The sequence below is a fragment of the Tsuneonella sp. HG222 genome, from assembly GCF_053819185.1.
Genome location: NZ_JBSOQZ010000002.1, coordinates 414,020 through 437,713, shown reverse-complemented (window position 1 = coordinate 437,713; position 23,694 = coordinate 414,020). Strand labels below are relative to the sequence as shown.

Below are 23,694 nucleotides of genomic sequence, written 5' to 3'. Positions count from 1 at the left end.
GCGTCAGGTCAGGCGCCCGCGGGGCGGCCGAAGACGATAAAGAAGGCTTGAGTATCATGGCGGACCATTCACCGCCCGGAGAGCCGCTGGCGGCGGCTCGCGAGGAGCAAAGCGGCGAAGGCCCGTCGGAAGGCTGGCGTCGTCCGCCAAGCGGACACTATCGCCAGGCCTACGCGGCGATCGACCTCGGCACCAACAACTGCCGCCTGCTGATCGCCCGCCCGACGTCCGAAAATTTCGTGGTGATCGACGCGTTCAGCCGCGTGGTGCGGCTGGGCGAAGGTCTTGCCCAGACCGGTCGGCTGAGCGACGAGGCGATGGACCGCGCCGTGGGCGCGCTGCGCATCTGCGCCGACAAGCTGCGGAGGCGCAACGTCCACCTCGCCCGGTCTGTCGCGACGGAGGCGTGCCGCCGTGCGACCAACGGCGCTGCCTTCATCGAACGCGTACGGCGCGAGACCGGAATCCAGCTCGACATCATCAGCGCGCAGGAGGAAGCCCGGCTGGCGGTGCTGGGCTGCCACATCCTGCTGGAGGACGGCATAGGCCCGGCGATGATCTTCGACATCGGCGGCGGATCGACCGAACTCGTGCTGATCGAACCGGGCGGCCCGGTGCCGCGCATCGTCGACTGGCAGTCGGTCCCTTGGGGAGTCGTCTCGCTGACCGAGACAGTCGGCCACGAGCAGGACGGCGGATCGCCGGAGAAGCGCGCCGCCCGGTATGGCGAGATGCGCCGGCTGGTGAGCGACAGTTTCGCCGAATTCGCCGAACGCGTGGCGCCGAGCCAGACTCCCGACCTGCGCCTGCTGGGCACGAGCGGAACGGTCACGACGCTCGCCAGCGTGCATCTGGGGCTGCCGCAATACGATCGCAGCGCGGTCGACGGGTTGATCGTGCCGACCGATTCGATGCGCCGCATCTGCAGCGATCTGTCCGAGATGACGCCTGCGGAGCGGCGCCGGCTGCCCTGCATCGGCAACGACCGGGCCGACCTGGTGACAGCCGGGTGCGCCATCCTGGAAGCGATCATCGACCTGTGGCCCGCGCCACGCCTCGGGGTGGCCGACCGGGGCATTCGCGAAGGCATCCTGCGCAGCCTGATGGCGGCGGACGTCGAGGGAGAGCACGCCCGCGCGTCTCTGCGGCGCGTTCAGAACGGCAGCGAGTCGTGAGCCGCGGGGGCGGCAAGGACTCGGATCGCCGGGTCAAGACCGGGCGCGGCCGCACCGCATCGTCGGTCCGCTGGCTGGAACGCCAGCTCAACGACCCTTACGTCAAGCAGGCGAAGGCCGACGGCTATCGCAGCCGCGCCGCCTACAAGCTGATCGAGCTCGACGACCGCTTCGGGCTCGTGAAGGGAGCCAAGCGGGTGATCGACCTGGGCATTGCCCCCGGCGGATGGAGCCAGGTCGTGCGTAAGCGGGCGCCCAAGGCGGCGGTCGCGGGGATCGACCTGCTCGAAACCGAGCCTATCGAAGGCGTCGCGATCCTGCAGATGGACTTCATGGCCGACGAGGCGCCCGGCGCAATCGAGCACGCGCTCGGCGGCGCGCCCGATCTGGTGCTGTCGGACATGGCGGCCAACACCGTCGGCCACAAGCAGACCGATCACTTGCGCACAATGGGCCTGGTCGAGACCGCGGCGCATTTCGCCATCGAGACGCTGGAGGAAGGCGGCGCCTTCGTCTCCAAGGTGCTGGCCGGCGGAACCGATGCGGAGCTGCTGGCGCTGCTCAAGCAGCACTTCCGCACGGTCAAGCACGCCAAGCCCCCGGCGAGCCGTAAGGGCTCGTCCGAATGGTACGTGGTGGCACAGGGGTTCAAGGGGCGCTGACGCCGCCCCCGATGCGGCAGGCCTAGTTGGCGGTCGCGCCGGTGGCTTCGGTATCGGCCGGCTGGTCGGCCGCGACCGCGCCTGCGGCCGCCGCGCCTTCGGCTTCCGGAGTCGCGGCTGCATCGCCCGCCGCTGCCGCCGGATCGTCCTCGGCCGGAGCGGCTTCAGGCGCCGCGGGAGCCGGGTAGTCAGGCCCGCCGCCGTTGGCCTTGAGATAGGCGATCACGTTGGCGCGATCTTCCGGCTTCGACAGGCCGGCGAAGCTCATCTTGGTGCCGCTGGCAAAGGCCTTGGGGCTGGCAAGCCAGTGATCCAGATTGGCGTAGTCCCAGTTGCCGCCATGCCCGGCCAGGTCGGACGAATAGGCGAACCCGGGGGCGTGCTTGCCGATCGGCTGGCCTACGATCCCGAACAGGTTGGGGCCAATCCCGGTCGCACCGCCAGAGTTGATGGTGTGGCAGCTTACGCACTTGGCGAAGACCTTCTCGCCCGCCGCCGGGTCTGCCGCCGCAAGCAGCGTGCCCAGATCCGGACCCGCGCCGCCGCCTTCGCCTTCTTCGGGAGCCTCGATCACGAAACCAGGATTTTCCGGCATGTGATGATCGTCGGCCCGCAGGATATGCGAGAACAGGCTGTTGAGGCCGAGGGCGACGATCCCCGAGAAGAGGATCCAGCCGAAGATGGTGTTGAGGCGGTCGGTCATCGGAGTGGTGAATCTGCCCTGGTAACTTTCGGCGCGGCTCTAGTGTCCCCGGCCCGCCTTCGCAAGCCCCCCATCCGCCCTTGGGCTGGCCGCACTGCACGCTTGTCCCACGGGGCGCGCGCCGCTACCCGCCGCAGCGCCATGCACAGCTTCCCCGCACCCGCGCTCGCCCTGGTCGAACGGATGGCCGCCGCCGCCGCCCAAGAGCCGTCGCGCGCGGTCGCGTTCCAGGGCGCTCCGGGCGCCAATTCGCACCGCGCGGCGCAGGAATGGGCGCCCGGCTGCCTGCCCCTGCCATGCTTCAGCTTCGAGGACGCGCTCGACGCGGTGAAAACGAGGCGCGCGGGCTGCGCGATCATCCCGATCGAGAACTCGCAACACGGGCGCGTGGCCGACATCCATTTCCTTTTGCCCGAGAGTGGGTTGAAGATCGTGGGGGAGCATTTCCTGCCGATCCGCTATGCCATCATGGCGCTGGGCGAGGGGCCGTTCGAGGCCGCCTATTCGCATCCGCAGGCGCTGGGGCAGACGCGCAAGTGGTTGAGAGAGCGCAACATCGTGCCGATGTCCTATCCCGACACCGCGGGTGCCGCGGCCTTCGTGAAGGAGCAGGGCGACCCTGCCCTGTGCGCCGTCGCCCCGCAGATCGCGTCGAATCTCTACGGCCTGAAGACGGTAGAATTCGACGTTTCCGACGCCGCGGACAACACGACGCGGTTCGTCGTCCTGGCGAACGAAGCGCTCGATCCGGCCGCCCTTGAGGGAGGGACGGCGATGACGACGTTCGTCTTCGAAGTGAAGAACGTGCCCGCCGCGCTCTACAAGGCGATGGGCGGGTTCGCGACCAACGGCGTCAACATGACCAAGCTGGAATCCTACCAGCAGGGCGCCAGCTTCTCGGCCACGATGTTCTATTCCGACATCGTCGGCGCACCGGGCGATCCGGCGGTCGACCGGGCGCTGGACGAGCTGGCGTTCCACTGCAAGGAACTGCGCATGCTGGGCACCTACCGCCAGGCCATGAAACGGGGCTGAGCCCTACTCGCCGGCGAAGATCGCCGTTTCGCGCAGGCCCGAGCTGTCGCAGCGGGCGCGGTACATGCCCGGCGTGTTGAAGGCGAAGGCGGTGGTCCCGTCGGCCGCGACGAGGATCAGCCCGCCGTCCCCGCCCAGCCCGGCGACTTCGGCCAGCGCGGCGTCGGCCGCGGCCTGCGCCCCTTCGCCCAGCAGCCGCATCCGTTCGCAGGCGAGATGCGCGGCGGCGGCGCGCAGGAAGTACTCGCCCGAACCGGTGCAGCTCACCGCGCCCGAGCGATCATCGGCCCAGGTGCCCGCGCCGATCACCGGGCTGTCGCCGATCCGGTTCCAGCGCTTGCCGGTGAGCCCGCCGGTCGAGGTCGCCGCCGCGACGTGGCCGCCGGCATCGCGCGCCACCGCGCCGACCGTGCCGTACTTCACGTCGGCATCGAACCAGCCGGTCTTGCGGGCGCGGAATTCCTCCCACTGCGCCCGGCGCCGCTCGGTGACGAACCAGCCGTCCGGCGCCGGCTCGACGCCGTGCAGGCGGGCGAATTCCTCCGCCCCGGCACCGGCGAGGAAGACGTGGGGCCCGGCTTCCATCACCTTGCGCGCCAGCGCGACCGGGTGGCGCACCGACGAGACGCCGGCCACGGCGCCCGCCGCGCGGGCCCGGCCGTCCATCACCGCCGCATCGAGCTCCACCCCGCCTTCATAGGTCAGCGTCGCGCCGCGCCCGGCGTTGAATTGCTCGTCGTCCTCCAGCAGCCGCACCGCCGCCTCGACCGCGTCGAGCGCCGCGCCGCCGGCGCCCAGCACGGCCGCCCCGGCATCGCGCGCGGCCGCCAGCGCGGCGCGCACCGCGGCGCCCTGCTCAGGGGTAATGGTGTCGGGCGAGAGCGTGCCCGCTCCGCCGTGGATCGCCAGACTCCAGGTCGCTTGCGTCATGCCGACCCACCTGCCCACGGGCGCGCGCCGTGGCAAGCTTGCGCCGTGCCCTTGGCCGTGCAACCACTCGAAAATGGCGACGGATCAGGGGGATCGCGATTTCCTGCGCAACTGGGAAGCTGTCCGCGCGGACGGCTCGATCCAGTTCACCCCGCTCGAACAGCCCAAGGCGCCCGACCCGCCCGACTGGCTGCAACGCCTGCTCGAATGGCTGGGCGAAGTGCTGCAGCCGGTGGCCCGCGCGCTCGACAGCGTGTTCCGCCTGGTCGGATTGTCGTGGGACGTGGGCAAGTGGATCCTGCTGGCGCTGGCTGTCGCCGCACTCGGCTGGCTCGTCTGGACGAACCTGCGCCCCACGCTGAAGCGCAAGGCGGAAGCGCCCACCACCGAGGCCGTTTGGCAACCCGAACGCGGCGCCGCGCTGGGCCTGCTGGAGGATGCCGACCGCCTCGCCCAGGCCGGCGACTTCGCCGGCGCGACGCACCTGTTGCTGCAGCGCTCGGTCGCGCAGATCGACGCGGCGCGGCCCGGGCTGCTCCATCCATCGAGCACCGCGCGCGAGATCTCCACCCTTCCCGCGCTTCCCGCCACGGCGCGCACCGCCTTCGGCACCATCGCCGCGCGGGTGGAGCGCAGCCTGTTCGCCCTGCGCGCGCTGGACGCGGGCGACTGGCAGGCCGCGCGCGCCGCCTACGCCGAATTCGCGCTCGGGCCGCTCGGGCACGCGGCGGCATGAGCCGGTCTTCGCCCTTCGATCCCAAGGTCGTCCTCGGCCTGGTCGCGGTGGGCGCTGCGGCCTTCCTGCTGTTCCTCTATGCGCTGGGCTCGGGCTGGACCGGGGGCGAGCGCTCGTCCGGCTCCGGTCATGCGGCCAGCAAAGCGATCAACGGCTATGCCGCGCTGGTCGCCCTGCTCGAGCGCGAAGGGCATGACGTCGCGCTCTCCCGCACGCCCGGGCGGCTCGACGAGGAGTCCCTGCTGGTCCTTACGCCCACCCAGTATGCCGATGCCGAGGAGCTAGCGCCCCTGCTCACGGCGCGCAGGTTGCAAGGCCCGACCCTGCTGATCCTGCCGAAATGGTTCGGCTTCGAAGCTTCGAATTTCGGCCTGAAGAACACGCCGAAGGACTGGGTCGTCCTGCTCGACGATGCCGAATCGCCCGAATGGGCCGACAATGTCGGGCTCGATCCGCTCGACGTGAAAATCGCCCGGCAGGCAAACTGGCGGGCCGGCGACGACAACGGCCGGCTGCCGTTGCCCGCGCAGGTGCAGTCGATCCGCTCCGCCGAGATGGTGCCGCTGGTGGAAGGGGCCACAGGCCGTGCGCTCGTTGCCTGGCGCGACGATGGCGGGGCCTACGAAATACTGTCCGAGTGGACCGGGCGCGCGATGCCCGAGCTCGACGAGGATGCCGACAACCCCTGGCCGCTGATCGTCGTGGCCGAGCCGGACCTGGTGAACAACGCCGGGCTGGCCGATGCCCGGCGGGCGCGGCTGGCGGTCGATCTCGTCGAGGCGGCGCTCGACGGATACCGGTTGCCGGTCGTGTTCGACCTGACCCTGCCCGGCCTCGCCCGCAGCGAGAACCTGCTGACCCTGGCCTTCGAGCCGCCGTTCCTTGCCGTCACGCTCACCCTGCTGCTGGCCGCGCTGGTGATCGGCTGGCGTGGCTTCGTCCGCTTCGGGCCGCCGCGGGCGGACGAACCGGCGCTGGCCGGCGGAAAGGCGCAACTGGCGCGCGACGGGGCGGCGATGATCGAACGCGCGCGGCGGATGCGCCTGGCCGGACCACCCTATGCCGCCCTGCTGATGCGCCGGATCGGCCAGGCGCTGGGCCTGTCGGACCGCCTCGAGCCGGAGGTGCGCGAAGCCTCCATCGCCCGCTCGCTCGAACGCCGCGGGATGGACGCCGCAGCTGCGAGCCGCGCAGCGGCCACGCTGGTCGAAGCGCACCGGCCCGCCGAAATCCTCCGCGCCGCACAGGCGCTCAAATCCATCGAAAGGACAATCTCGCGATGAGCGAAGAACTCGAACGGGTCGGCGCGCTGGCGCAGGCCATCAGGGGCGAGGTCGGCAAGGCCATCGTGGGGCAGGACGAAGCCATCGACCACCTGCTGATCGCCCTGCTGGCGCAGGGCCACGTGCTGATGGAAGGGCCGCCGGGCACGGCCAAGACCTTCCTGGCGCAATGCTTTGCTGCCGCCACGGGGCTTGAGTTCGGCCGCATCCAGTTCACCCCCGACCTGCTGCCGGGCGACATCCTGGGGTCCAACCTGTTCAACTTCCAGACCAGCCAGTTCACCCTGACGCGCGGGCCGATCTTCCGCGAGCTGCTGCTGGCCGACGAGATCAACCGCACGCCGCCCAAGACCCAGGCCGCGCTACTCGAGGCGATGCAGGAGCGGCGCGTCACGCTCGACGGGCAGAGCCATGCGCTGCCCGAGCATTTCATGGTCGTCGCCACGCAGAACCCGATCGAGCACCAGGGCGTCTACCCGCTGCCCGAGGCGCAGCTCGACCGCTTCCTGTTCAAGCTGCTGGTGCCCTATCCCAGCGCCGAGGAAGAGGCGCGCATCGTCGCCCGCTTCGGCGAGCGCAGCGGCCCGCAGGCGCCGGCGGACTTCGGGATCGCCGCGGTGGCGGATACCGGCAAGCTGGCCGCGGCCCACGCGGCGGTGCGCGCGGTCACGCTGGCGCCCGAGGTGATCGACTACACCGTCGCCCTGGTGCGCGCGACGCGCGAGAGCGCGGACCTCGACAGCGGGGCCAGCCCGCGCGCAGCAGTGCTGTTGGCCACGGCCGCCCGCGCGCGCGCCGCGCTGGACGGGCGCGACTACGTGCTGCCCGACGACGTCAAGGCGCTGGCGGCAAGCACGCTACGCCACCGGCTCATCCTTTCCCCCGCGGCCGAGATCGAGGGCCGCCGCGTGGAGGACCTCGTCGGCGGGCTGATCGAGCAGGTCGAGGCGCCCAGGTAGGTGATCGCCCCCACCGCCCGGACCCTGGCGCTGCTCGCGATCGCCGCGCCGCTGGCGCTGGTGGTGGCTGCCGTGGCCCCGCGGGGCTGGCCGCTGGTGCCGCTGGCGGGCGCGGTGCTGCTGGTGCTGGTGGCGCTCGACGGATGGCTCGCCGGCAGGCTGATCGCGGTCCGGCTGGATGTGCCCGAGGACGGAGAGATCGGCCAGCCGCTGAGCGCGCCGCTGCTCGCCGAGTTCTCCCACCGCACCGCCGGGCGCCCGGGCCGCCGGCCCCCGCGCGCGGCGCTGGGCTTCGACCCGCGCCTCGGCCCGCACGGCACCGCGCAGATCGCCCTTGCCCCCGATGCCGCCGACGGCGTGTGGCGCGGCGAATTCACCCTGGTGCCGCAGCGCCGCGGGACCGGGCGGGTCGAGCGCTTGTGGCTCGCTTGGCGCGGGCCCCTCGGCCTCGCGCGGCGACAGGCGACGCGTGCGATCGAGAGCGATGTGCGCGTCTGGCCCGATCTCTCGCCGGTCCGCTCGCCGGTGCTGCAGGCTTACCTGCGCGACGCGCAGTTCGGCCTGGTGGCGCGGCGGATCCGCGGCGAGGGCACCCAGTTCGAGGCGCTGAGCGAGTTCGCGCCGGGCATGGACCGGCGGCAAATCGACTGGAAGGCGAGCGCCCGGCACACCGGCCTGCTGGCGCGCGAGAACGAGGCCGAGCGCGACAACCAGATCGTCTTCGCGCTCGATTGCGGGGCGTCGATGAGCGAGCCGATCGACGGGCTGCCCCGGATCGACCGGGCGGTGTCGGCGGCGCTCACCGCGGCCTATGTCGCGCTGCGCGGGGGCGACCGGGTCGCGCTCTACGGCTTTGCCGAGAGGCCCGGCCCGCTGACCCCGTTCGCGCAGGATACCCGGGCCTTCCCCCGCCTGCAGCAGGCCGCAGCAGGCCTCGACTATTCTACCCGCGAGCCCAACTTCACCCTCGCGCTTGCCACCCTGGCCACCGCGCTCAAGCGGCGCTCGCTGGTCGTCATCATGGCCGATTTCACCGACCCGACCTCGGCCGAGCTGATGGTCGAGAGCGTCGAGCGGCTGGTCCGCCGCCACCTGGTGCTGTTCGTGACGATGGAGGACGCCGAGCTTGCGCGCCTGTCCGGCGCGGAGCCCGCGACCCTCGCCGACGTCGCAACCGCCGTCGCGGCCGACGGCCTCGCACGGCAGCGGGCGCTGGTGCTGCAGCGGCTGCGCCGGCTGGGCGTCGACGTGATCGAGGCCTCGTGGCAGGCGCTGACCTACAAGCTGATCGACCGCTACCTGGAAACCAAGCGCGCCGAGGCGATCGGCTGATGGCGCTTTCGCTCCCCTTCCTGCGCCGCGAGCCGCCCCCGCCGCCGCCCGACGTCGAGGCGGCCAGCCTGCGCTCCGACCGCTTCCGCCTGGCGCGCGAGACCGACTGGCGGCGGCTGGAGCAGGTGGTCACGGCGCTGGAGAAGAACCGCCCGGGGCGCATTTCCGATGCCGACCTGCTCGACCTGCCGGTGCTCTATCGCCAGGCCGCCTCGAGCCTGGCGGTGGCGCGCGAGACCTCGCTCGATGCCGCGACGCTGGACTATCTCGAGGCGCTGGTGCGCCGCGCCGCGCTGCAGATCCACGGGCCGCGGATGGGCTTCGGGACGTGGCTGGCGCGCTTCTTCGGCGGCGGCTGGGCGCGGGCGGTGCGCGCGCTGTGGCTCGACATCTGCATCGCGCTGGCGGTGGCGGTTGCGGGCACCGTGGCGGGCTGGCTGCTCGTGGTGGGCGACGAGGACTGGTACTACGCGCTCGTCCCCTCGGGCTTCCAGGACGCGCGCCAGCCCGGCGCCAGCCGCGAGGCGCTGGCCGGGACGCTGGCGGGCAGCGACGAGAGCGGCCTGGCGGTGTTCGCCGCCTACCTGTTCTCCAACAACACCGGCGTGGCGATCATGGCCTTCGCGCTGGGATTCGCCTTCGCCGTGCCCACGCTGCTGCTGCTGGTCCACAACATGGCCGTGCTGGGCGCGATGTGGTGGCTGTTCGAAAGCCGCGGCCTGGGGCCGGACTTCGCCGCCTGGATTTCCGTTCACGGCACGACCGAACTGTTCGCCATCGTCCTCGCCGGAGCGGCCGGGCTGCATGTCGGGCGGTCGATGGCCTTTCCCGGGGCCCGCTCGATCCTGGCCGCGGCGCAGGAGGCCGGGCACCGCGCGGCAAGCGTCATGGCGGGCGTCGTCGTCATGCTGGTGATCGCCGGGCTGCTCGAGGGGTTCGCCCGCCAGCTCATTCAGCCGACCCCGGCGCGCTTCGCCATCGGCGGCGGGATGCTGGCCTGCTGGCTGGCCTACTTCGCCTTCTCCGGCCGCAGGGGCGCCCGCTGATGGCGCGCACGCGGAGCGTGGCGGGCGCCGGCAAGCGGCTGCGCGAGCTGGCGACGCCCGAAGGCGTGGCGCTGCCCGTCACTATCGCCAGCCGGGGCGCACGCTTCGCCGCGCTGTCGCTCGACCTCACGCTCATCTTCGGGACCTTCTTCGCCGCCGTGCTGATCCTGCTGTCCATCGGGATGAACCTCGATGTCCCCGACGCCGGATCTTCGCCGGCGGCGTCCGCGGTCATGATCGTGCTCATCCTGGGCCTGTTCCTGTGCCGCTACGCCTATTTCCTGGCCTTCGAGCTGGGCCCGCGCGGCGCCACGCCGGGCAAGCGGGCACTGGGCATACGCGTCGCCGCCCGGCCCATCGCCGGCGGCAGCGCCAGGCTGACCGCCGAGGCGGTGATCGCCCGCAACCTGATGCGCGATGCCGAGCTGTTCCTGCCGCTGGTGCTCGTCGCCGGTGGCCTTGCTGGAGAGCAGGGCGTGGCCGGCGTCGCGGCGGCCATCTGGGTGCTGGCCTTCGCGCTGTTCCCGTTCTTCAACCGCGACGCCCTGCGCGCGGGCGACCTGATCGCCGGGACCTGGGTCATCGAATCGCGCCGCACGCGGCTGGCGGGCGCCCTGTCGCTCGGCGCGGCGGAAAAGCCCGGCTACGATTTCACCGAGGCATCGCTCGCGACCTACGGCGAGCGCGAGCTGCAGGTGCTCGAGCGCGTCCTGCGCGAAGGGCGGCCCGAAGCGCTGCGACAGGTGACCGAGACGATCTGTGCCAAGTTCGGCTGGACCGCCGGCAGTGGCGACGAGCGCGAATTCCTCGAGGCGTTCTACGCCGCCTTGCGCGGCCGGCTGGAACGCGACATGCGCTTCGGCAGACGCAAGAGGGACAAGTTCGAGTGACCCAGTATCGCATCGTCGAGGACGACCTGACCGGCGGCGCGGTGGCCGCGCTCCTCGAAATGCACCTGGAGGAGATGCATCGCATCTCGCCCCCCTGCAAGGTGCACGCGATGCCGATCGAGCGGCTGCGCCAGCCCGACGTAACGTTCTTTTCGGCGTGGGACGGCGATACGCTGGCCGCCGTGGGCGCGCTCAAGGAAATCGATCCCGGCAAGGGCGAACTCAAGTCGATGCGCGCGGCCCCCGACTATCGCGGCAAGGGCGCGGGCGAGGCCATCCTGCTGCACCTGATCGCCGAGGCGCGGGCACGCGGCTACGGCTGGCTGGGCCTGGAGACCGGGCGCCCGGCGGAGTACGTTCCCGCACAGAACCTTTACCGGAAACACGGTTTCACGCCGTGCGAGGATTTCGGCGATTACCAGGCCGACGATTTCTCGATCTGCATGAGCCGCGACCTGGATGCGGAGCGATGATCCTGCGCGCCGCCGGGCCGGCCGATGCCGAGGCCCTCGCCACGCTGGGGCGCGACAGCTTCGTCGCCGCCTTCGGCCATCTCTACGCGCCCGAGGATCTGGCCGCCTTTGTCGAGCAGGCCTATTCCCCGGCGGCGATAGCGCAGGAACTGGCCGACCCCGCGCTGGACCATCGCCTGGCCTACGACGCCGACGGAACGCTGGCGGGTTTCTGCAAAGTGCGGTTTCCGAGCGGCTATGCCGAGCATTCCGACGCTGTCCGGCCGCTCGCCCTGCAGCAGCTCTACACCCTGCCCGGCCGCACCGGCGAGGGGATCGGCGCAGCGCTGATGGAATGGGTGCTGGCCGAAGCCGCACGGCGGGAAGCGGACGCGGTGCAGCTGTCGGTCTGGAGCGAAAACCTTGGCGCGCAGCGCTTCTACGCCCGCTACGGTTTCGCCAAGATCGCCGACATCGATTTCATGGTCGGCAGCCACCGCGACGACGAGTTTCTGCTCGAGCTGCGTCTGCCGCTTGCGCGCGGCGGGAAATCCTGATTATTCGGGAGGGAATGCGTAGCCACTCGGCGAAGTGGACTCAGGGGGTCGTCAGAGGGAGCGGACGGCAATGGCCGACGAATTGGTGCGCTACCCGCGCACGGGGCGGTTTTTGCAAGGCCGCCTGCGCAACGCGCTGAGCCCGGCGGAAAAGAACACGCTGGAAACGATCGTGGGGCCCGACCGCGTTTTCGCGGACGGCGAACATATCGCCACGCGCGGGGAGCTGTGCGAGAGCAGCACGCTTCTGATCGAAGGCTTCATCGCCCGGGTGATCGTACGCAAGGGCAAGCTCCACATTGTCGGCCTGCAGGTCCCGGGCGATTTCGTCGATCTCCACGCCTTCGCCCTGAAGCGCCTCGATCATAACGTCGTCGCGCTGGGAGAAGTAAGGGTCGGGCAGGTCGCGCATCGCGACCTGCGCCAGGTGCTCGAGCAGCAGCCGCACCTGGCACGCCTGTTCTGGTTCTCGACCCTGCTCGACGCGGCGATCCACCGGGAGTGGGTGCTCAAGCTGGAAGAACTCAACGCGGCCCAGCGCGCCGCGCACGTCTTCTGTGAAATCTGGCACCGGCTGGAAATGGTCGGCCTGGCGGAGAAGGGCGGCTTCACCATCCCCCTTACGCAGATCCAGCTCGCCAGCATGTGCGGCGCGACGCCGGTCCACATGAGCCGCGCGCTCAAGCTGCTGCGCGAGCAGGACCTGGCCTCGTTCCGCCACGGGCGGGTCCATGCCGCCGACAGGCGCAAGCTGGAACGGTTCTGCGAATTCGACCCGTCCTATCTCTACGGTCCGGGCGAACTGCGCGTGGAGAGCGACGACTTCTCCTGACGCACCAACCTACTTGAAAACCAGGTAGACGCTGGCAGCGGCCTTGCCGTTGTTGGCCAGTTCGATCGCGTACCGCTCGGTGAACATCGGCAGCCAGCGGCAGCGGGCGGCCGGGGCGAAGGGGGCGGAGCAGACCGCCGCGTCCTTGCGGTCGCGCACCGATAGGGTCAGCGCCGTCCCGCCGTTGGCCGCGGCGGCGATTTCCGCCCGCTCGCCGGCGAGGAATATCTGTTCGAGGCGCACGGTCTCCCCCGGCGCGAGCCGGGCGCGGCGGTAGGCCGGGCCGAGCGCCCGCCCGCGATAGACCTCGCCCGTCCCGGCAGCGGCGGCTTCGCGGCGCCATTGCCCCAGCGGATCGTCGCCCGCGTCCGGCAGCGGCCTTACGCCCGCAGCATCGAGCCGGGCGAGGACCGGCGCGCGCGCCGCGGCATCGGGTGCGGCCTCGCCGGCGGCGAGCAACAGCGCGCTGTCGGTCAGGGCATCGCCGCTCGGCGAAGGCAGGACGAATGTGCCCGCAGGTCCTGCCGCGCAGGCCGCCACGACGAGCGGCGCGATCAAGGCGAACAGGCGGGTCAGGCGATGGCTCCCATGCCGGGCGAGCCCGCGTGCGGCTTGACCACGAAATGCGCCCCCTTGGCCGACGGTACCAGTTCGATCGCCATACCGTGCCGCAGCGCGATGGCCTGGGCAAGCGCCAGGCCGAGGCCGTGGCTGGACTTGCCTTCCACCGGCGGGCCCGAGCGGAACCGGTCGAACACCGTAGGGCGCAGCGCTTCCGGCACGCCGGGCCCGTCGTCGCTGACCGAGATGACCGGGCCCGGGCCCACCGCGAGCACGATCCGGCCCCCGGCGGGCACATACTTGAGTGCGTTGTCGAGCAGGTTCGTTATGAGCCGGCTGATCTGGGTCGCATCGCCCAGCATCGCGACCCCCGGCTCGACCGCGCATCTGAGCGCGATGCCCGCATCCTCCGCGCTCCCAGCGTAGAGCTCGCCAATGTTCTCGGCGAGGTCCGACAGGTCGAAGCGCCTGAGCCCGGCCGGGTCGCCCACCCGCGCCTCGCTGGCGGCGATGTCGAGCAGCGAATCGAGCATCGAAACGATCCCGCGCACGTTCTCGCGCGCTGCCTCCAATGGGCTGCGGTCGGTTCCTTCGGGCAGGTCGCGCATCGTCGCCACCAGCCGCGCATCGAGGTGGGTCAGCGGCGTGCGGATCTCGTGGGCGATCTGGTCCGACATGTGGCGGTGGGTCCGGGCGAGCGAGGACAGCCGTTGCAGCGAGCGTGCCGAATGCTCGGCCAGCTCGCCGATCTCGTCGCGCGGCTGGGGCGCGGCCGCGGCGGGCTGTGCGCCGCGCTCGAAATCGCGGAAGCCTTCGTTGATCCGCGCCACGCGGCGGGACAGCTTCGTCGCCGCCGAGCGGCCGACCAGCCAGACGAACAGGGCGATGCCCAGCGCCGCCGCCGCGAAGGTCAGGCCAAGCCGCTGCAGCAGGGCCGTGTCGCGCGAATAGTCGCGGGCGACGAGCAGTTGCAGATCGGGCGCGAGCAGCGTGGCCCGGGCGTAGACCGGCTGGCCCGATGGCAGGTCGATGAAGCCGTGTTCCGAACTGCGCGCCGAGAGTCCGGGCCAGCGGGACAGGTTGCCCCCCACCCGCGTGCCGTCGGGGCGCGCGAGCAGGTAATGCGCCGGGCGCCCCTCGATCCCGACCAGGGCCGAACGGTCCGTGAGGCGCGCGAGCAGTTCGCGCTCGCCGCCGCTGGCGTAGATGTCGGCCAGACCGGCGATGTCGGTGTCAACCGTGGCGGCGAGCGAGCGTTCGGTCGCGCGCCAGCTTTCGCCCAGCGTCAGCGCCAGGAGCGCGGCCGCGCCCGCCAGCGTGATGACGATGGCCCAGCGCACCAGCCGCGTGAAGATCGACCGGCGCGCATCGGCGCCCCGGCCGCTGTCGGCCGGCACCGGAGACGACGCGTCATTCACCCGTGGTCAGCCGGTATCCCGTGCCCCAGATCGTTTCGAGCGCCGGGGTTTCGAAGCCCTGTTCCAGCTTGCGCCGCAGGCGGCCGATGTTGACGTCGACCACGTTGGTCTGCGGATCGAAGTTCATCTTCCACACGTCGCGCAGCAGCATGTCGCGGGTGAGCACCTCGCCCGCGTTCTCCATGAAGTAGCGGAACAGCTCGAACTCCTTGGGGCTGAGCGCGATGTGCACGTTGCGGCGAAAGGCGGTGCGTGCCTTCACGTGGCATTCGAACTGGCCGTAGATGATGATCGCGCTGTGGGTGCGCCCCTCGGCCCGGCGGACCAGCGCCTTGAGCCGGGCGAGCAGCTCCTCGGGCTCGTAAGGCTTGGCGAGATAGTCGTCGACGCCGGCCTCCAGCCCCTCGACCCGGTTGGCGCTGCGCCCGAGCGCCGAAAGCATCAGCACCGGCGCATCGACCCCGCTTTCGCGCAGCCGCTGGACGATCTGCAGCCCGTCCATGTCGGGCAGCATGCGGTCGAGGATGATCGCGTCGAACGGCTCGGCGGCGGCGCGGCGCAGCCCGTCCGCCCCGCGCATCTCCCAGATGACCTGGCTTCCGTTGCGCGCCAGCAGCGCCGTGCAGTCGGCGGCGGCATCGGCATTGTCCTCGATGTAGAGAAGCTTCACCCGCTCGTTCCCCTGCCGCCGGCTTCTTGCGTCCGCTTATATGCCGCGCCGCCGCGGCGGCAAGCGCCCGGCCCCGGCACCCCGGGTTAGACCCGCCGCGCCGGGACCGGCGCGACAGGTACAGTCGCAATCCTGACAATGTCCGTTAGGAATTGCCCTTGCCCGCCCGCTTGCTAGGCTGCGGGGCATAACGAGAGGAATCCGATGGGCGAGAGGGTCGACGTGATCGTGGTGGGCGCAGGCCCCGTGGGGATGCTGACGGCGCTGGCGCTGGCGCAGACCGGCGCCAGGGTGACGGTGCTGGAAAAGGAAGCGCAGATCGTCGAAAGCCCGCGCGCCGCGGTCTACTTCCCCTCCACGCTGGGCGTGCTCGACGAACTGGGCATCCTCGAGGAGCTGAACGCGATCGGCTTCCAGAACTGGACCTTCGGCACGCACATTCCCGAGTTCGGCTATTCCTCCGTCGTCACGCAGGAGCCGGTGCCGGGCATTCCCTACGACTACCAGCTCCACGCCGGGCAGGACGCTGTCGCCAGGGTGGCGATGGCCCATGCGCTGCGGCTGGGCGTCGAGGTCCTGTTCAACCATGAGGTCACCGGGCTGGACGACGGCGCGGAGGGCGTCTCGGTCACCGCCGCCACGCCGAGTGGGGAGCGCACCCTCGCCGCGCGGTGGCTCGTCGCCGCCGACGGGGCGCGCAGCGCGGTGCGCCAGCTCGCCGGGATCGACTTCGCCGGGATGACCTGGCCCGAACGCTTCGTCGCCACCAACGTGAAGTTCGACTTCGCGCGGCTCGGCTACCAGCAGGCGAATTTCGTCTGCGATCCGGTCAACATGGCGGTCATCGCCCAGCTCGACCGGGACGGCCTGTGGCGCTGCACCTACATGGAGGATGCGAGCCTGCCGGTCGAAACCTACGAGGAGCGGATCCACCAGCGCTACGAGCATTTCATGCAGGGATCGAAGGATTACGAGCTCGTCTCGTCGAGCCCCTACATGCTCCACCAGCGCGCCGGCGAGACGCTGCGCAAGGGCCACGTCGTGCTGGTCGGCGATGCGGCGCACGCGACCAACCCGTGCGGCGGGCTGGGCCTGACGTCGGGCATCTGGACCGGGATGATCGCCGCCGACCTGATCGGCGCCATCCTGCGCGGCGAGGCGGACGAGAGCGTGCTCGACCGCTTTTCCGACGAGCGGCGGCGGGTGTTCTGGGATGTCGTCACCCCGGCGGCGAGCGAGAACAAGCGCATGCTGATGGAACGCGACCCGGAGCAGCGGCAGAAGGACTATGCGGCGGTCCGCGCGCTGTCGGAGAACCCGGATTCGGGCGCCCTGCTGATGCTCTGGCCCTACAAGGTGATCGGCGACACGATCCGGCCCGGTTCGCGCTGGGCCGACGCCGACCCGAGCGAGCGGGTGGCGATCGACATCAAGGGCCGCAAGGGGCAGATCCACTGATGGCGCGCGACGTGCGCCCCGCCGCGCTGCACGCCGCCGGGGCGGGGAAACCGCTCGAACTGGCGGCGCAAGGGTTCTTCTGGACCGGCGGCGAACTGGTGGACCATCCCGTCGCCGGCACGGCGATGCGCGGGCAGCAGTACAATGAGTACTGGATCCCGCGCGACCTGCGCCACGCAACGCCGATCGTGATGATCCACGGCGGCGGCGGGCAAGGGACCGATTTTCTGGGCACGGCCGACGGGCGCGAAGGCTGGGTCCACTGGTTCGTCCGGCGCGGATGGGCGGTCTACGTGGTCGACCGCCCGCAGCACGGCCGCAGCCCGTTCCAGCCCGCCTTCCAGGGCGAGATGGCAGGACCCGGCCCGACCGTCTTCCTCGAGCGGCTGTTCACCCGGCCCGGCGATTTCGCCGACAACTATCCACAGGCGCGGCTGCATACGCAGTGGCCCGGCACCGGGCGGATGGACGATCCGGCCTTCCTGAGCTTCCTCGCCGGGACCGGGCCGACGCTGGCCCATCCCGCGCAATGGCAGATCGATGCCCAGCGCGCCGGGGCCGAACTGCTCGACCGCATCGGGCCCGCTATCCTGCTCAGCCATTCGGCCGGTGGACCGCCCGGCTGGCTGATCGCCGATGCCCGTCCGGACCTCGTGCGCGGACTGGTCGCGGTCGAACCGCTCGGCCCCCCGTTCGAGGCGATATCCGGTCCCCTCCCCTACGGCATCAGCCGCGCGCCGCTGACCTACGATCCGCCGCTGGGCGAAGGCGAGGTCCTGGCGAGCGAGGACCGGCCTTCCCCGGGCGAGGGACTGGTCGCCTACAAGGTCCAGGCCGAGCCCGCCCGGCGCCTGCCCAATCTCGCCCGCGGCTTCCCGCTGGTGGTGGTGACCGCCGAAGCGTCGTGGATGGCGGCGGACAACCACGCAACGGTCGCCTTCCTGCGCCAGGCGGGGGTCGAAGCAGAGCATATTCGGCTGGAAGAACAGGGCGTTCGCGGCAACGGCCATGCCATGCAGCTGGAGAAGAACAGCGACGCCGTGGCCGGGGTTATCGAAAACTGGCTGCTGCAGCACGATTTGGGCTGACAGCCGCCACGTTCAGCGATAAGCAATGTGTCAAAGTCAAAAAGGTGGGTGAACGGAGGGGATTCGTGCGACCATTCGCAAAGCTATTCTTGTCTGCAGCGTTGTTGGCGACACCCGCGGTGGCGCAGGACGCCCCGCGCGAGGCCTACCCTGCCGAAGGCGACCTTCCGGCACAGCCCGAAGTGGTGCGTCCGCTCACGCCGATCCCGGCCGAACGCTACAACGAGATGGTGCCCAAGCACCCCGGCTATCTCGGCGCGCTCGCGCCCGAGAACATCAAGAAGGCCCGCCCCGCCGCGCCGTTCGATGTGACCGGCACCTGGTTCATCGACCTGCGCGAAGGCTTCTCCAAGTTCCTGTTCGGCCCGCCCTATCCCAAGTTCGGCGCCGAGGGGCGCGAGGCGCTGATCGAGGGCCCAAAGTACGAGGCGCGCAACGAGACTTATCGTGACGCGATCGGGCAGTGCTACCCGCCGGGTATGCCGATGATCATGACGCGCGTCTGGCCGCATGCGTTCATCCAGTTGCCCACCGCGATCTACATGATCTCCGGCTTCAACAACTCGGTCCGCACGATCTTCCTCGACGGGCGCGCGCCGTCCGATCCCGACCTGGTCGTGCCGAGCTATAACGGCGAATCGATCGGCCGCTGGGAAGGCGACACACTGGTCGTCGAAACCCGCTATTTCGAGACCGACAATCACTACATCGACCGCGGAATCCCGATCTCCGACCAGTTTGCGATGGTCGAGCGCATCTCGATGCCGAGCCCGGCCAAGATGCGCATCGAATACATCATGACCGACCCGCAGATGTGGGAAGGCGAATGGCGCAGCGTGAAGGAATTCGACCGCGCCGACTACACCGACATCAACGAGGCGGTCTGCATCCTGCAGTACAACCGCAACCTGCCCGGAACCAATCTGGGCCGCGATACCGCCGAAGAGCGCGGCAAGAGCGAAATCGAAGGAGTCGCCGATGAATAGGAAAATTACGCTCGCCGCGCTGGCGGTGCTGGCTGCGGGTGTTCCCGCGGCCGCGCATCACAGCTTCGCGATGTTCGACCAGAAGAAGATCATGACCGTGGAAGGCACGGTCAGCGCGTTCCAGTGGACCAATCCGCACGCGTTCATCGAACTCGATGCGCCGGGCGGCAAGCACTGGTCGCTCGAACTCAACAGCCCGAACAACCTGAAGCGCCAGGGGTGGAGCCGTTCGTCGCTTGCCCGCGGCGACAAGGTGACCGTGCGCTTCAATCCCTTGCGCGACGGCAAGTCCGGCGGCCTCTTCCTCGATGTGAAGCTGGCCAGCGGCAAGGTTCTCGATTCCGGCCTCCCGAAGAACGGTGAGCCGGTCAACGTTCCCCGCCTGTGAAGGAGGCGACCATGAAGAAGTCCCTTACCATCGCTTTCGCCGCCCTCGCGGCGGCCGCCGTGCCCGCTTCGGCGCACCATTCCTATTCGATGTTCGACATGAAGAAGACCATCGCGATGGAAGCAACGGTGACGCAGTTCAAGTGGCAGAACCCGCACAGCTTCATCTTGGCCGACTTCAAGTCGGCTGCCGGCGTGGAGAAGTGGGCGATCGAGATGACCAGCCCCAACAACCTGATCCAGGAAGGCTGGAAGCGCACCTCGCTCAAGCCGGGCGACAAGGTCACGCTGTACGTCCACCCGCTGCGCAGCGGCGCGAAGGGCGGATCCTACGTCGGGGTCAAGCTCGCCAACGGGCAGACCCTGGGCGACGTCAAGGGATGAGGCGCGCCTCGCTCGCGGCTTTGGCTGCGCTCACTCTGGCCTCCCCGCTGGCGGCCCAGTCGCTCGGCGCCGCGACCCAGTCGCCGGTGCCGGAAGGCGTGACGGAAGGTTCGGGCGCGGCCAATCCAAAGGGCCAGTACGCCGCGCTCGACGCCCTGCCCGACTGGGGCGGCATCTGGTTCGCCATGTTCAGCCGCGGGGCGGAGGATACCGCGCCCGCCCAGCCGAAGCTGAAGGGCGAATTCAAGGCCGAACGGGAAAAGTGGCTGGCCGATGCGCGCGCCAACGATGGCGTGGTGCGGCGCTCGCGTTCCAACTGCAGCCCCCCGGGGATGCCGCGGATCATGCGGCTGGGGCAGTATCCCTATGAATTCATCTTCGCGCCCGGCCGGATCACGATCAACCAGGAAGCCTGGATGCAGACCCGCACGATCTGGACCGACGGACGCGTCCACGATCCGGACCACGATCCCAGTTTCATGGGCGATTCGATCGCCCGCTGGGAAGGCGACACGCTGGTGGTGGAAACGGTCGGCATCAACGGCGAGCTCGAGATCGACACCGGCATTCCCCATTCGGACAGCTTCCGCCTGACCGAGCGGATTCATCTCGACCCGGCCAACCCCGACATCCTCGTCAACGAGATGACGATGGTGGATCCCGAAGCACTTGAAGAACCCTTCGTCGCAGTCCAACGCTATCGCCGCGACCGCTACGGCAAGCTGATCGAGTTCCAGTGCGCCGAGAACGACCGCAACCCGATCAATTCGGAGGGCTTCACTGAGTACGAGTAGCCGTTATTCCACCGGCGCGATCGTCCTTCACTGGTCGATTGCGCTGGCGCTGGCGTTTCAGCTCGCGCTGGGCTTCGCGATGCCCAAGGGGGCGAGCGGCTTTGCCTATTACCAGTTCCACAAATCGGTCGGGATCGCGATCCTGCTGCTCAGCCTGGCGCGGCTGGGCTGGCGGCTGACCCATCGTCCGCCGCCGGCCGCCGAGCAGGGCTGGCAGGGCACGCTGGCGGGCACGGTCCACGTTCTGCTTTACGTGTTCATGATCGGCGCGCCGCTGACCGGGTGGGCGCTGGTCTCGACCGCCGAGATCCGCGTGCCGACGATCCTGTTCGGCGCGATACCCTGGCCGCATCTGCCCTTGCCCCTGGCGATGGGCGAACTGTTCGAAAGCGCGCACGAGACGCTGGCGTGGATCGGCCTCGCGCTGGTCGCGCTGCATGTCGCCGGCGCCCTGCGCCACCAGTTGCTGCTGAAGGACGGGCTGCTCGGCAGGATGGGGCCGGCCGGGTCCGCACTGGGTGCGGGCCTGCTGGCGCTGGCCGTGATCGGCATCTATTTCGGCACCGGGATGACCGTGGCCAGCCAGGTCGTCGCGAATGGCGGCTATCCCGGCGCCCCGCCGCAGCGTGCACCTTCGGCCGCTCCGGCTGGCGTCGCAGCGGCCGCCCCGGGCGAGGCGGTGGACGATACCGCGGCGGAACTCGAACCCGAAGCGACCGAGGCGGCCGAAGAGCAAGCGGACGCTGCCGCGCCGACCGAATGGACGGTCGCCCCGGGCGGCAGGTTGGGCTTCGAGGCGCGCTATGACGGGCAGGCGCTGCGCGGCACCTTCCCCGATTGGTCGGCGCGGATCGCGCTCGATCCCGAAAAGCCGGAAACGGGCAGTATCGCCGTGACCGTCCGGCTCGCCGGGGCGACGCTGGGCGACGCGACGCAGGATGGAATGCTGCACGGCGCCGAAGGTCTCGGCACCGGCACCGCCACATGGCGCAGCACCTCCATCCGGCGCGTGGGCCCGGGGCGCTACGCGGCGCAGGGCACGCTTTCGCTCAAGGGCGTGAGCAAGTCGCAGCCGCTGACCTTTCGCCTGACCGGCGACGGCACGCGGCGCCGCGCCGAGGGTTCGGCCACCATCGACCGGAGTGCGTTCGGCATTTCCTCCGGTGTCCCCGAGGGCGCCGCCGACGGCACCTCGGTAACCGTCAACTTCGCGTTCGACGCCACCGTCGCCACGCCCTGATCCGACGCGACAATTTGGTGATTGCGGCCATGGCCGGAAGCTAGCAAGCTGCCGCTCGGACCGAGGGGAGCGAGCATGGCTACGAGCGCGGGCGCAGCCGAGCCCTATCCGCCGCCGCGGCAGGCCTGGACCACGGTGGGCGTCCTGGCGCTCACCACCACCTTCGCCCTGCTCGACCAGGGGATCCTGGGCCTGCTGATCCAGCAGATCATCCGCGACTTCGATCTGACCGACACCCAGGCCAGCCTGCTGCTCGGCCCCGCCTTCGCCTTCGTCTATGTGCTCGTCGGCATTCCGGTGTCGCCGCTGATCGACCGCTGGACGCGCAAGTGGATCATCGCCATCGGGATCACCGTCTGGAGCCTGGCCACCGCGGCCTGCGGGCTCGCCAGCAACTTCACGCAACTGTTCGCCGCGCGCATGATGGTGGGCGCGGGCGAGGCGGTGAACAGCCCGACGGCCTACTCGATGGTCTCCGACCTGTTCCCGCGCGACAAGCTGCCGGGGGCGATCTACTGGCTGCAGATCGGCAACGTGGCGGGCAGCGGGCTCTCGCTGCTGCTTGGCGGCATCATGATCGGCGTCATCGCCGCGATCGGCACGCCGACCCTGCCGCTGGTCGGCGAGGTCCGCCCATGGCAGGCCGTGCTGATCGGCGTCGGCCTGCCCGGCGTGCTGGTCGCGCTGGCCCTCGCCGCGATCAAGGAGCCGCCCCGGCGCCACTCCCGGGCCCAAGTGTCGAAGGTGCCGATCGCCGGCGCGATCAAGTACATGGGGCAGCATTTCGCCGTCTACGGCCCGCTGTTCATCGGGCTGACGATGGGCGCGCTCGACAGCGGCAGCCGCGCCTGGGGCGCCGCGTTCTTCGAACGGACCTATGGCTGGGGCCCGGCCACCTACGGGACGATCGGGGGGGTGGTGGCTCTCTGTGCCATGCTCTCCGGGCTGTGGCTGGGGTCCCGGGCGGTCGACGCCATGCAGCGGCGCGGCCACGTCGATGCGCCCTATCGCCTGATCCTGTGGACGCGGGCGCTGGCCATGCCCTTCGCCATCCTCATGCCGCTGATGCCCACCCCCGAACTCAGCCTGGCGCTGCACGCGGTCGGCTACCTGCTGCTGGGGATGAACGGACCGATGATCAACGCGGTCATGCTGATCGTGACGCCGGGGCAGATCCGCGGGCAGGTGATGGCGCTGTACCTGTTCATCTACACGGTCATCGGCCAGGGCCTTTCGCCGGTGATCACCGGGGCGACGACGGATTTCATCTTCACCTCGCCAGCCGACTTGCGCTGGTCGATCGTGCTGCTGCACGTGATTTTCCTGCCGCTGGCATTCATCGCCACCTGGTTCGGCCTCAGGCCCTACCGCGAGACCGTCAAGCGCATGGACGCGCAGGACCTGGCGGCGCGCTGAGCATTGAGGGGCTGGCTGGCGCACTCCACAAAACCCCTTGGACAGCGTCAACCGTGCCGGGTCGAGGGTCCCTTCCGGCGCACAGCGCATTGCCTCGCACTGACCGCGGGTCTATTCGCGCCGCGGTCCTCGCGCGAAATGTCTTTTTGACAACGACAATACTGCTATGATCCGCGCCAGTGGAGGGACAATGAAAGACGCGGACATCCCGGCAACCGGCGAGGCGGCGGACAACCCGTACGCGGGGCTGGTGACGCTTCGGCTGGTGCGATTGTTCATGGTCATGCGCCGCGCCGGCATCCTGGCCCAGCGCCACCGCTTCGGCCTGTCCGAAATCGAATGGCGTATCATGGTCGAACTGGGCGCAGACAAGGCGCATTCGCTGAATGGCCTGGCCGAGGCCCTGATGCAGGATCGGGGCCAGCTGAGCCGCGCGGTCAAGGCGATGGTCGGCCGCGGCCTGCTGACCCGCAACCGCAAGCCCGGCGGTCCCGAAATCGAGATCGCGCTGTCGCCCGAAGGCCGCGAGTTGCACAAGCGCATGATCGGCTTCGTGGTCGAGCGCGACCAGCGGCTCACAGCCGACCTGTCGGAAGAGGACAAGGCCGTGCTGTGGCGGATCGCGGAATCGATGATCCGCCACGGGCAGGACATGCTCGACGAGGAAATGAAGGCAGGCGACTGACAGGGCTGCCGGGGC

General features: G+C 70.1%; 26 protein-coding genes. 21 read left to right on the top strand and 5 right to left on the bottom strand.

What is annotated here, in order from left to right; translation table 11 throughout:
- Nucleotides 1-56 precede the first annotated feature (56 nt).
- Together ACWPMZ_RS13710 and ACWPMZ_RS13705 are read left to right on the top strand one after the other, a co-directional pair.
- A complete protein-coding gene (locus ACWPMZ_RS13710; protein ID WP_455704621.1) occupies nt 57-1,175 on the top strand; it encodes a Ppx/GppA phosphatase family protein in 1,119 nt (372 codons plus the stop codon).
- Nucleotides 1,172-1,837 carry an RlmE family RNA methyltransferase gene (locus ACWPMZ_RS13705; RefSeq protein ID WP_455704620.1) on the top strand — a complete coding sequence of 222 codons (666 nt, stop codon included), beginning with the start codon at nt 1,172-1,174 and terminating at the stop codon, nt 1,835-1,837. The genes ACWPMZ_RS13710 and ACWPMZ_RS13705 overlap by 4 nt, the downstream gene beginning before the upstream one ends.
- 22 nt (nt 1,838-1,859) lie before the next feature.
- Here ACWPMZ_RS13705 and ACWPMZ_RS13700 read toward each other — a convergent pair whose 3' ends face one another.
- Nucleotides 1,860-2,540 carry a c-type cytochrome gene (locus ACWPMZ_RS13700; RefSeq protein ID WP_455704619.1) on the bottom strand — a complete coding sequence of 227 codons (681 nt, stop codon included), beginning with the start codon at nt 2,538-2,540 and terminating at the stop codon, nt 1,860-1,862.
- Between the two features lie 141 nt (nt 2,541-2,681).
- Between ACWPMZ_RS13700 and ACWPMZ_RS13695 the strand changes: the two genes are divergently transcribed.
- On the top strand, nt 2,682-3,575 hold the full coding sequence (locus ACWPMZ_RS13695; protein WP_455704618.1) for a prephenate dehydratase: 894 nt from the start codon (nt 2,682-2,684) through the stop codon (nt 3,573-3,575).
- Between the two features lie 3 nt (nt 3,576-3,578).
- Here the strand turns inward: ACWPMZ_RS13695 and ACWPMZ_RS13690 are convergent, their stop codons facing one another.
- Nucleotides 3,579-4,505, bottom strand: a complete 927-nt coding sequence (locus ACWPMZ_RS13690) for an isoaspartyl peptidase/L-asparaginase family protein (RefSeq protein WP_455704617.1) — start codon at nt 4,503-4,505, stop codon at nt 3,579-3,581.
- 73 nt (nt 4,506-4,578) lie between these two features.
- Between ACWPMZ_RS13690 and ACWPMZ_RS13685 the strand changes: the two genes are divergently transcribed.
- From ACWPMZ_RS13685 to ACWPMZ_RS13645, 9 genes are all read left to right on the top strand, one after another.
- The gene (locus tag ACWPMZ_RS13685) at nt 4,579-5,241 is read left to right on the top strand and encodes a hypothetical protein (RefSeq protein ID WP_455704616.1); all 663 of its coding nucleotides are present in this window, start codon (nt 4,579-4,581) and stop codon (nt 5,239-5,241) included.
- Nucleotides 5,238-6,524, top strand: a complete 1,287-nt coding sequence (locus ACWPMZ_RS13680; protein WP_455704615.1) for a DUF4350 domain-containing protein — start codon at nt 5,238-5,240, stop codon at nt 6,522-6,524. The genes ACWPMZ_RS13685 and ACWPMZ_RS13680 overlap by 4 nt, the downstream gene beginning before the upstream one ends.
- Nucleotides 6,521-7,483, top strand: coding sequence for an AAA family ATPase (locus ACWPMZ_RS13675; RefSeq protein WP_455704614.1), 963 nt, complete (start codon nt 6,521-6,523; stop codon nt 7,481-7,483). Before ACWPMZ_RS13680 ends, ACWPMZ_RS13675 begins: the two co-directional genes overlap by 4 nt.
- A complete protein-coding gene (locus tag ACWPMZ_RS13670) occupies nt 7,484-8,815 on the top strand; it encodes a DUF58 domain-containing protein (RefSeq protein ID WP_455704613.1) in 1,332 nt (443 codons plus the stop codon).
- A complete protein-coding gene (locus ACWPMZ_RS13665; RefSeq protein ID WP_455704612.1) occupies nt 8,815-9,861 on the top strand; it encodes a stage II sporulation protein M in 1,047 nt (348 codons plus the stop codon). Before ACWPMZ_RS13670 ends, ACWPMZ_RS13665 begins: the two co-directional genes overlap by 1 nt.
- Complete coding sequence (locus ACWPMZ_RS13660; RefSeq protein ID WP_455704611.1) at nt 9,861-10,751, top strand: RDD family protein; 891 nt, start codon at nt 9,861-9,863, stop codon at nt 10,749-10,751. The genes ACWPMZ_RS13665 and ACWPMZ_RS13660 overlap by 1 nt, the downstream gene beginning before the upstream one ends.
- Nucleotides 10,748-11,224: a GNAT family N-acetyltransferase gene (locus ACWPMZ_RS13655; RefSeq protein WP_455704610.1), complete on the top strand. Its 477-nt coding sequence runs from the start codon at nt 10,748-10,750 to the stop codon at nt 11,222-11,224. The genes ACWPMZ_RS13660 and ACWPMZ_RS13655 overlap by 4 nt, the downstream gene beginning before the upstream one ends.
- A complete protein-coding gene (locus tag ACWPMZ_RS13650) occupies nt 11,221-11,760 on the top strand; it encodes an N-acetyltransferase family protein (protein ID WP_455704609.1) in 540 nt (179 codons plus the stop codon). The genes ACWPMZ_RS13655 and ACWPMZ_RS13650 overlap by 4 nt, the downstream gene beginning before the upstream one ends.
- Nucleotides 11,761-11,830: 70 nt before the next feature.
- On the top strand, nt 11,831-12,592 hold the full coding sequence (locus ACWPMZ_RS13645; protein WP_455704608.1) for a Crp/Fnr family transcriptional regulator: 762 nt from the start codon (nt 11,831-11,833) through the stop codon (nt 12,590-12,592).
- A gap of 9 nt (nt 12,593-12,601) precedes the next feature.
- Here ACWPMZ_RS13645 and ACWPMZ_RS13640 read toward each other — a convergent pair whose 3' ends face one another.
- Genes ACWPMZ_RS13640 through ACWPMZ_RS13630 form a run of 3 tightly spaced genes read right to left on the bottom strand, consistent with a single transcriptional unit; the run spans nt 12,602 to nt 15,241 of the window.
- Entirely contained in the window at nt 12,602-13,150 is a 549-nt protein-coding gene (locus ACWPMZ_RS13640) for a hypothetical protein (protein ID WP_455704607.1), read from the bottom strand.
- A 14-nt stretch (nt 13,151-13,164) separates the two neighbouring features.
- Nucleotides 13,165-14,571 carry a sensor histidine kinase gene (locus tag ACWPMZ_RS13635; RefSeq protein ID WP_455704606.1) on the bottom strand — a complete coding sequence of 469 codons (1,407 nt, stop codon included), beginning with the start codon at nt 14,569-14,571 and terminating at the stop codon, nt 13,165-13,167.
- On the bottom strand, nt 14,564-15,241 hold the full coding sequence (locus ACWPMZ_RS13630) for a response regulator transcription factor (RefSeq protein ID WP_455704605.1): 678 nt from the start codon (nt 15,239-15,241) through the stop codon (nt 14,564-14,566). Before ACWPMZ_RS13630 ends, ACWPMZ_RS13635 begins: the two co-directional genes overlap by 8 nt.
- A 204-nt stretch (nt 15,242-15,445) precedes the next feature.
- Between ACWPMZ_RS13630 and ACWPMZ_RS13625 the strand changes: the two genes are divergently transcribed.
- The 9 genes from ACWPMZ_RS13625 (at nt 15,446) to ACWPMZ_RS13585 (ending at nt 23,679) form a co-directional block, all read left to right on the top strand.
- The gene (locus ACWPMZ_RS13625) at nt 15,446-16,699 is read left to right on the top strand and encodes an FAD-dependent oxidoreductase (RefSeq protein WP_455704604.1); all 1,254 of its coding nucleotides are present in this window, start codon (nt 15,446-15,448) and stop codon (nt 16,697-16,699) included.
- Nucleotides 16,699-17,787, top strand: coding sequence for an alpha/beta hydrolase (locus tag ACWPMZ_RS13620; RefSeq protein WP_455704603.1), 1,089 nt, complete (start codon nt 16,699-16,701; stop codon nt 17,785-17,787). The genes ACWPMZ_RS13625 and ACWPMZ_RS13620 overlap by 1 nt, the downstream gene beginning before the upstream one ends.
- 104 nt (nt 17,788-17,891) lie before the next feature.
- The gene (locus tag ACWPMZ_RS13615) at nt 17,892-18,773 is read left to right on the top strand and encodes a hypothetical protein (protein WP_455704602.1); all 882 of its coding nucleotides are present in this window, start codon (nt 17,892-17,894) and stop codon (nt 18,771-18,773) included.
- Complete coding sequence (locus tag ACWPMZ_RS13610) at nt 18,766-19,161, top strand: DUF6152 family protein (RefSeq protein WP_455704601.1); 396 nt, start codon at nt 18,766-18,768, stop codon at nt 19,159-19,161. Before ACWPMZ_RS13615 ends, ACWPMZ_RS13610 begins: the two co-directional genes overlap by 8 nt.
- Before the next feature lie 11 nt (nt 19,162-19,172).
- Entirely contained in the window at nt 19,173-19,544 is a 372-nt protein-coding gene (locus tag ACWPMZ_RS13605) for a DUF6152 family protein (RefSeq protein ID WP_455704600.1), read from the top strand.
- Complete coding sequence (locus ACWPMZ_RS13600; protein WP_455704599.1) at nt 19,541-20,338, top strand: hypothetical protein; 798 nt, start codon at nt 19,541-19,543, stop codon at nt 20,336-20,338. Before ACWPMZ_RS13605 ends, ACWPMZ_RS13600 begins: the two co-directional genes overlap by 4 nt.
- Nucleotides 20,310-21,578 (top strand): cytochrome b/b6 domain-containing protein, encoded by a 1,269-nt coding sequence (locus ACWPMZ_RS13595; protein ID WP_455705157.1) that lies wholly within the window; start codon nt 20,310-20,312, stop codon nt 21,576-21,578. The genes ACWPMZ_RS13600 and ACWPMZ_RS13595 overlap by 29 nt, the downstream gene beginning before the upstream one ends.
- 75 nt (nt 21,579-21,653) lie before the next feature.
- Nucleotides 21,654-22,994, top strand: coding sequence for an MFS transporter (locus ACWPMZ_RS13590; protein WP_455704598.1), 1,341 nt, complete (start codon nt 21,654-21,656; stop codon nt 22,992-22,994).
- Nucleotides 22,995-23,184: 190 nt separating this feature from the next.
- Nucleotides 23,185-23,679, top strand: coding sequence for a MarR family winged helix-turn-helix transcriptional regulator (locus tag ACWPMZ_RS13585; RefSeq protein WP_455704597.1), 495 nt, complete (start codon nt 23,185-23,187; stop codon nt 23,677-23,679).
- The last annotated feature ends 15 nt before the right edge of the window (nt 23,680-23,694 follow it).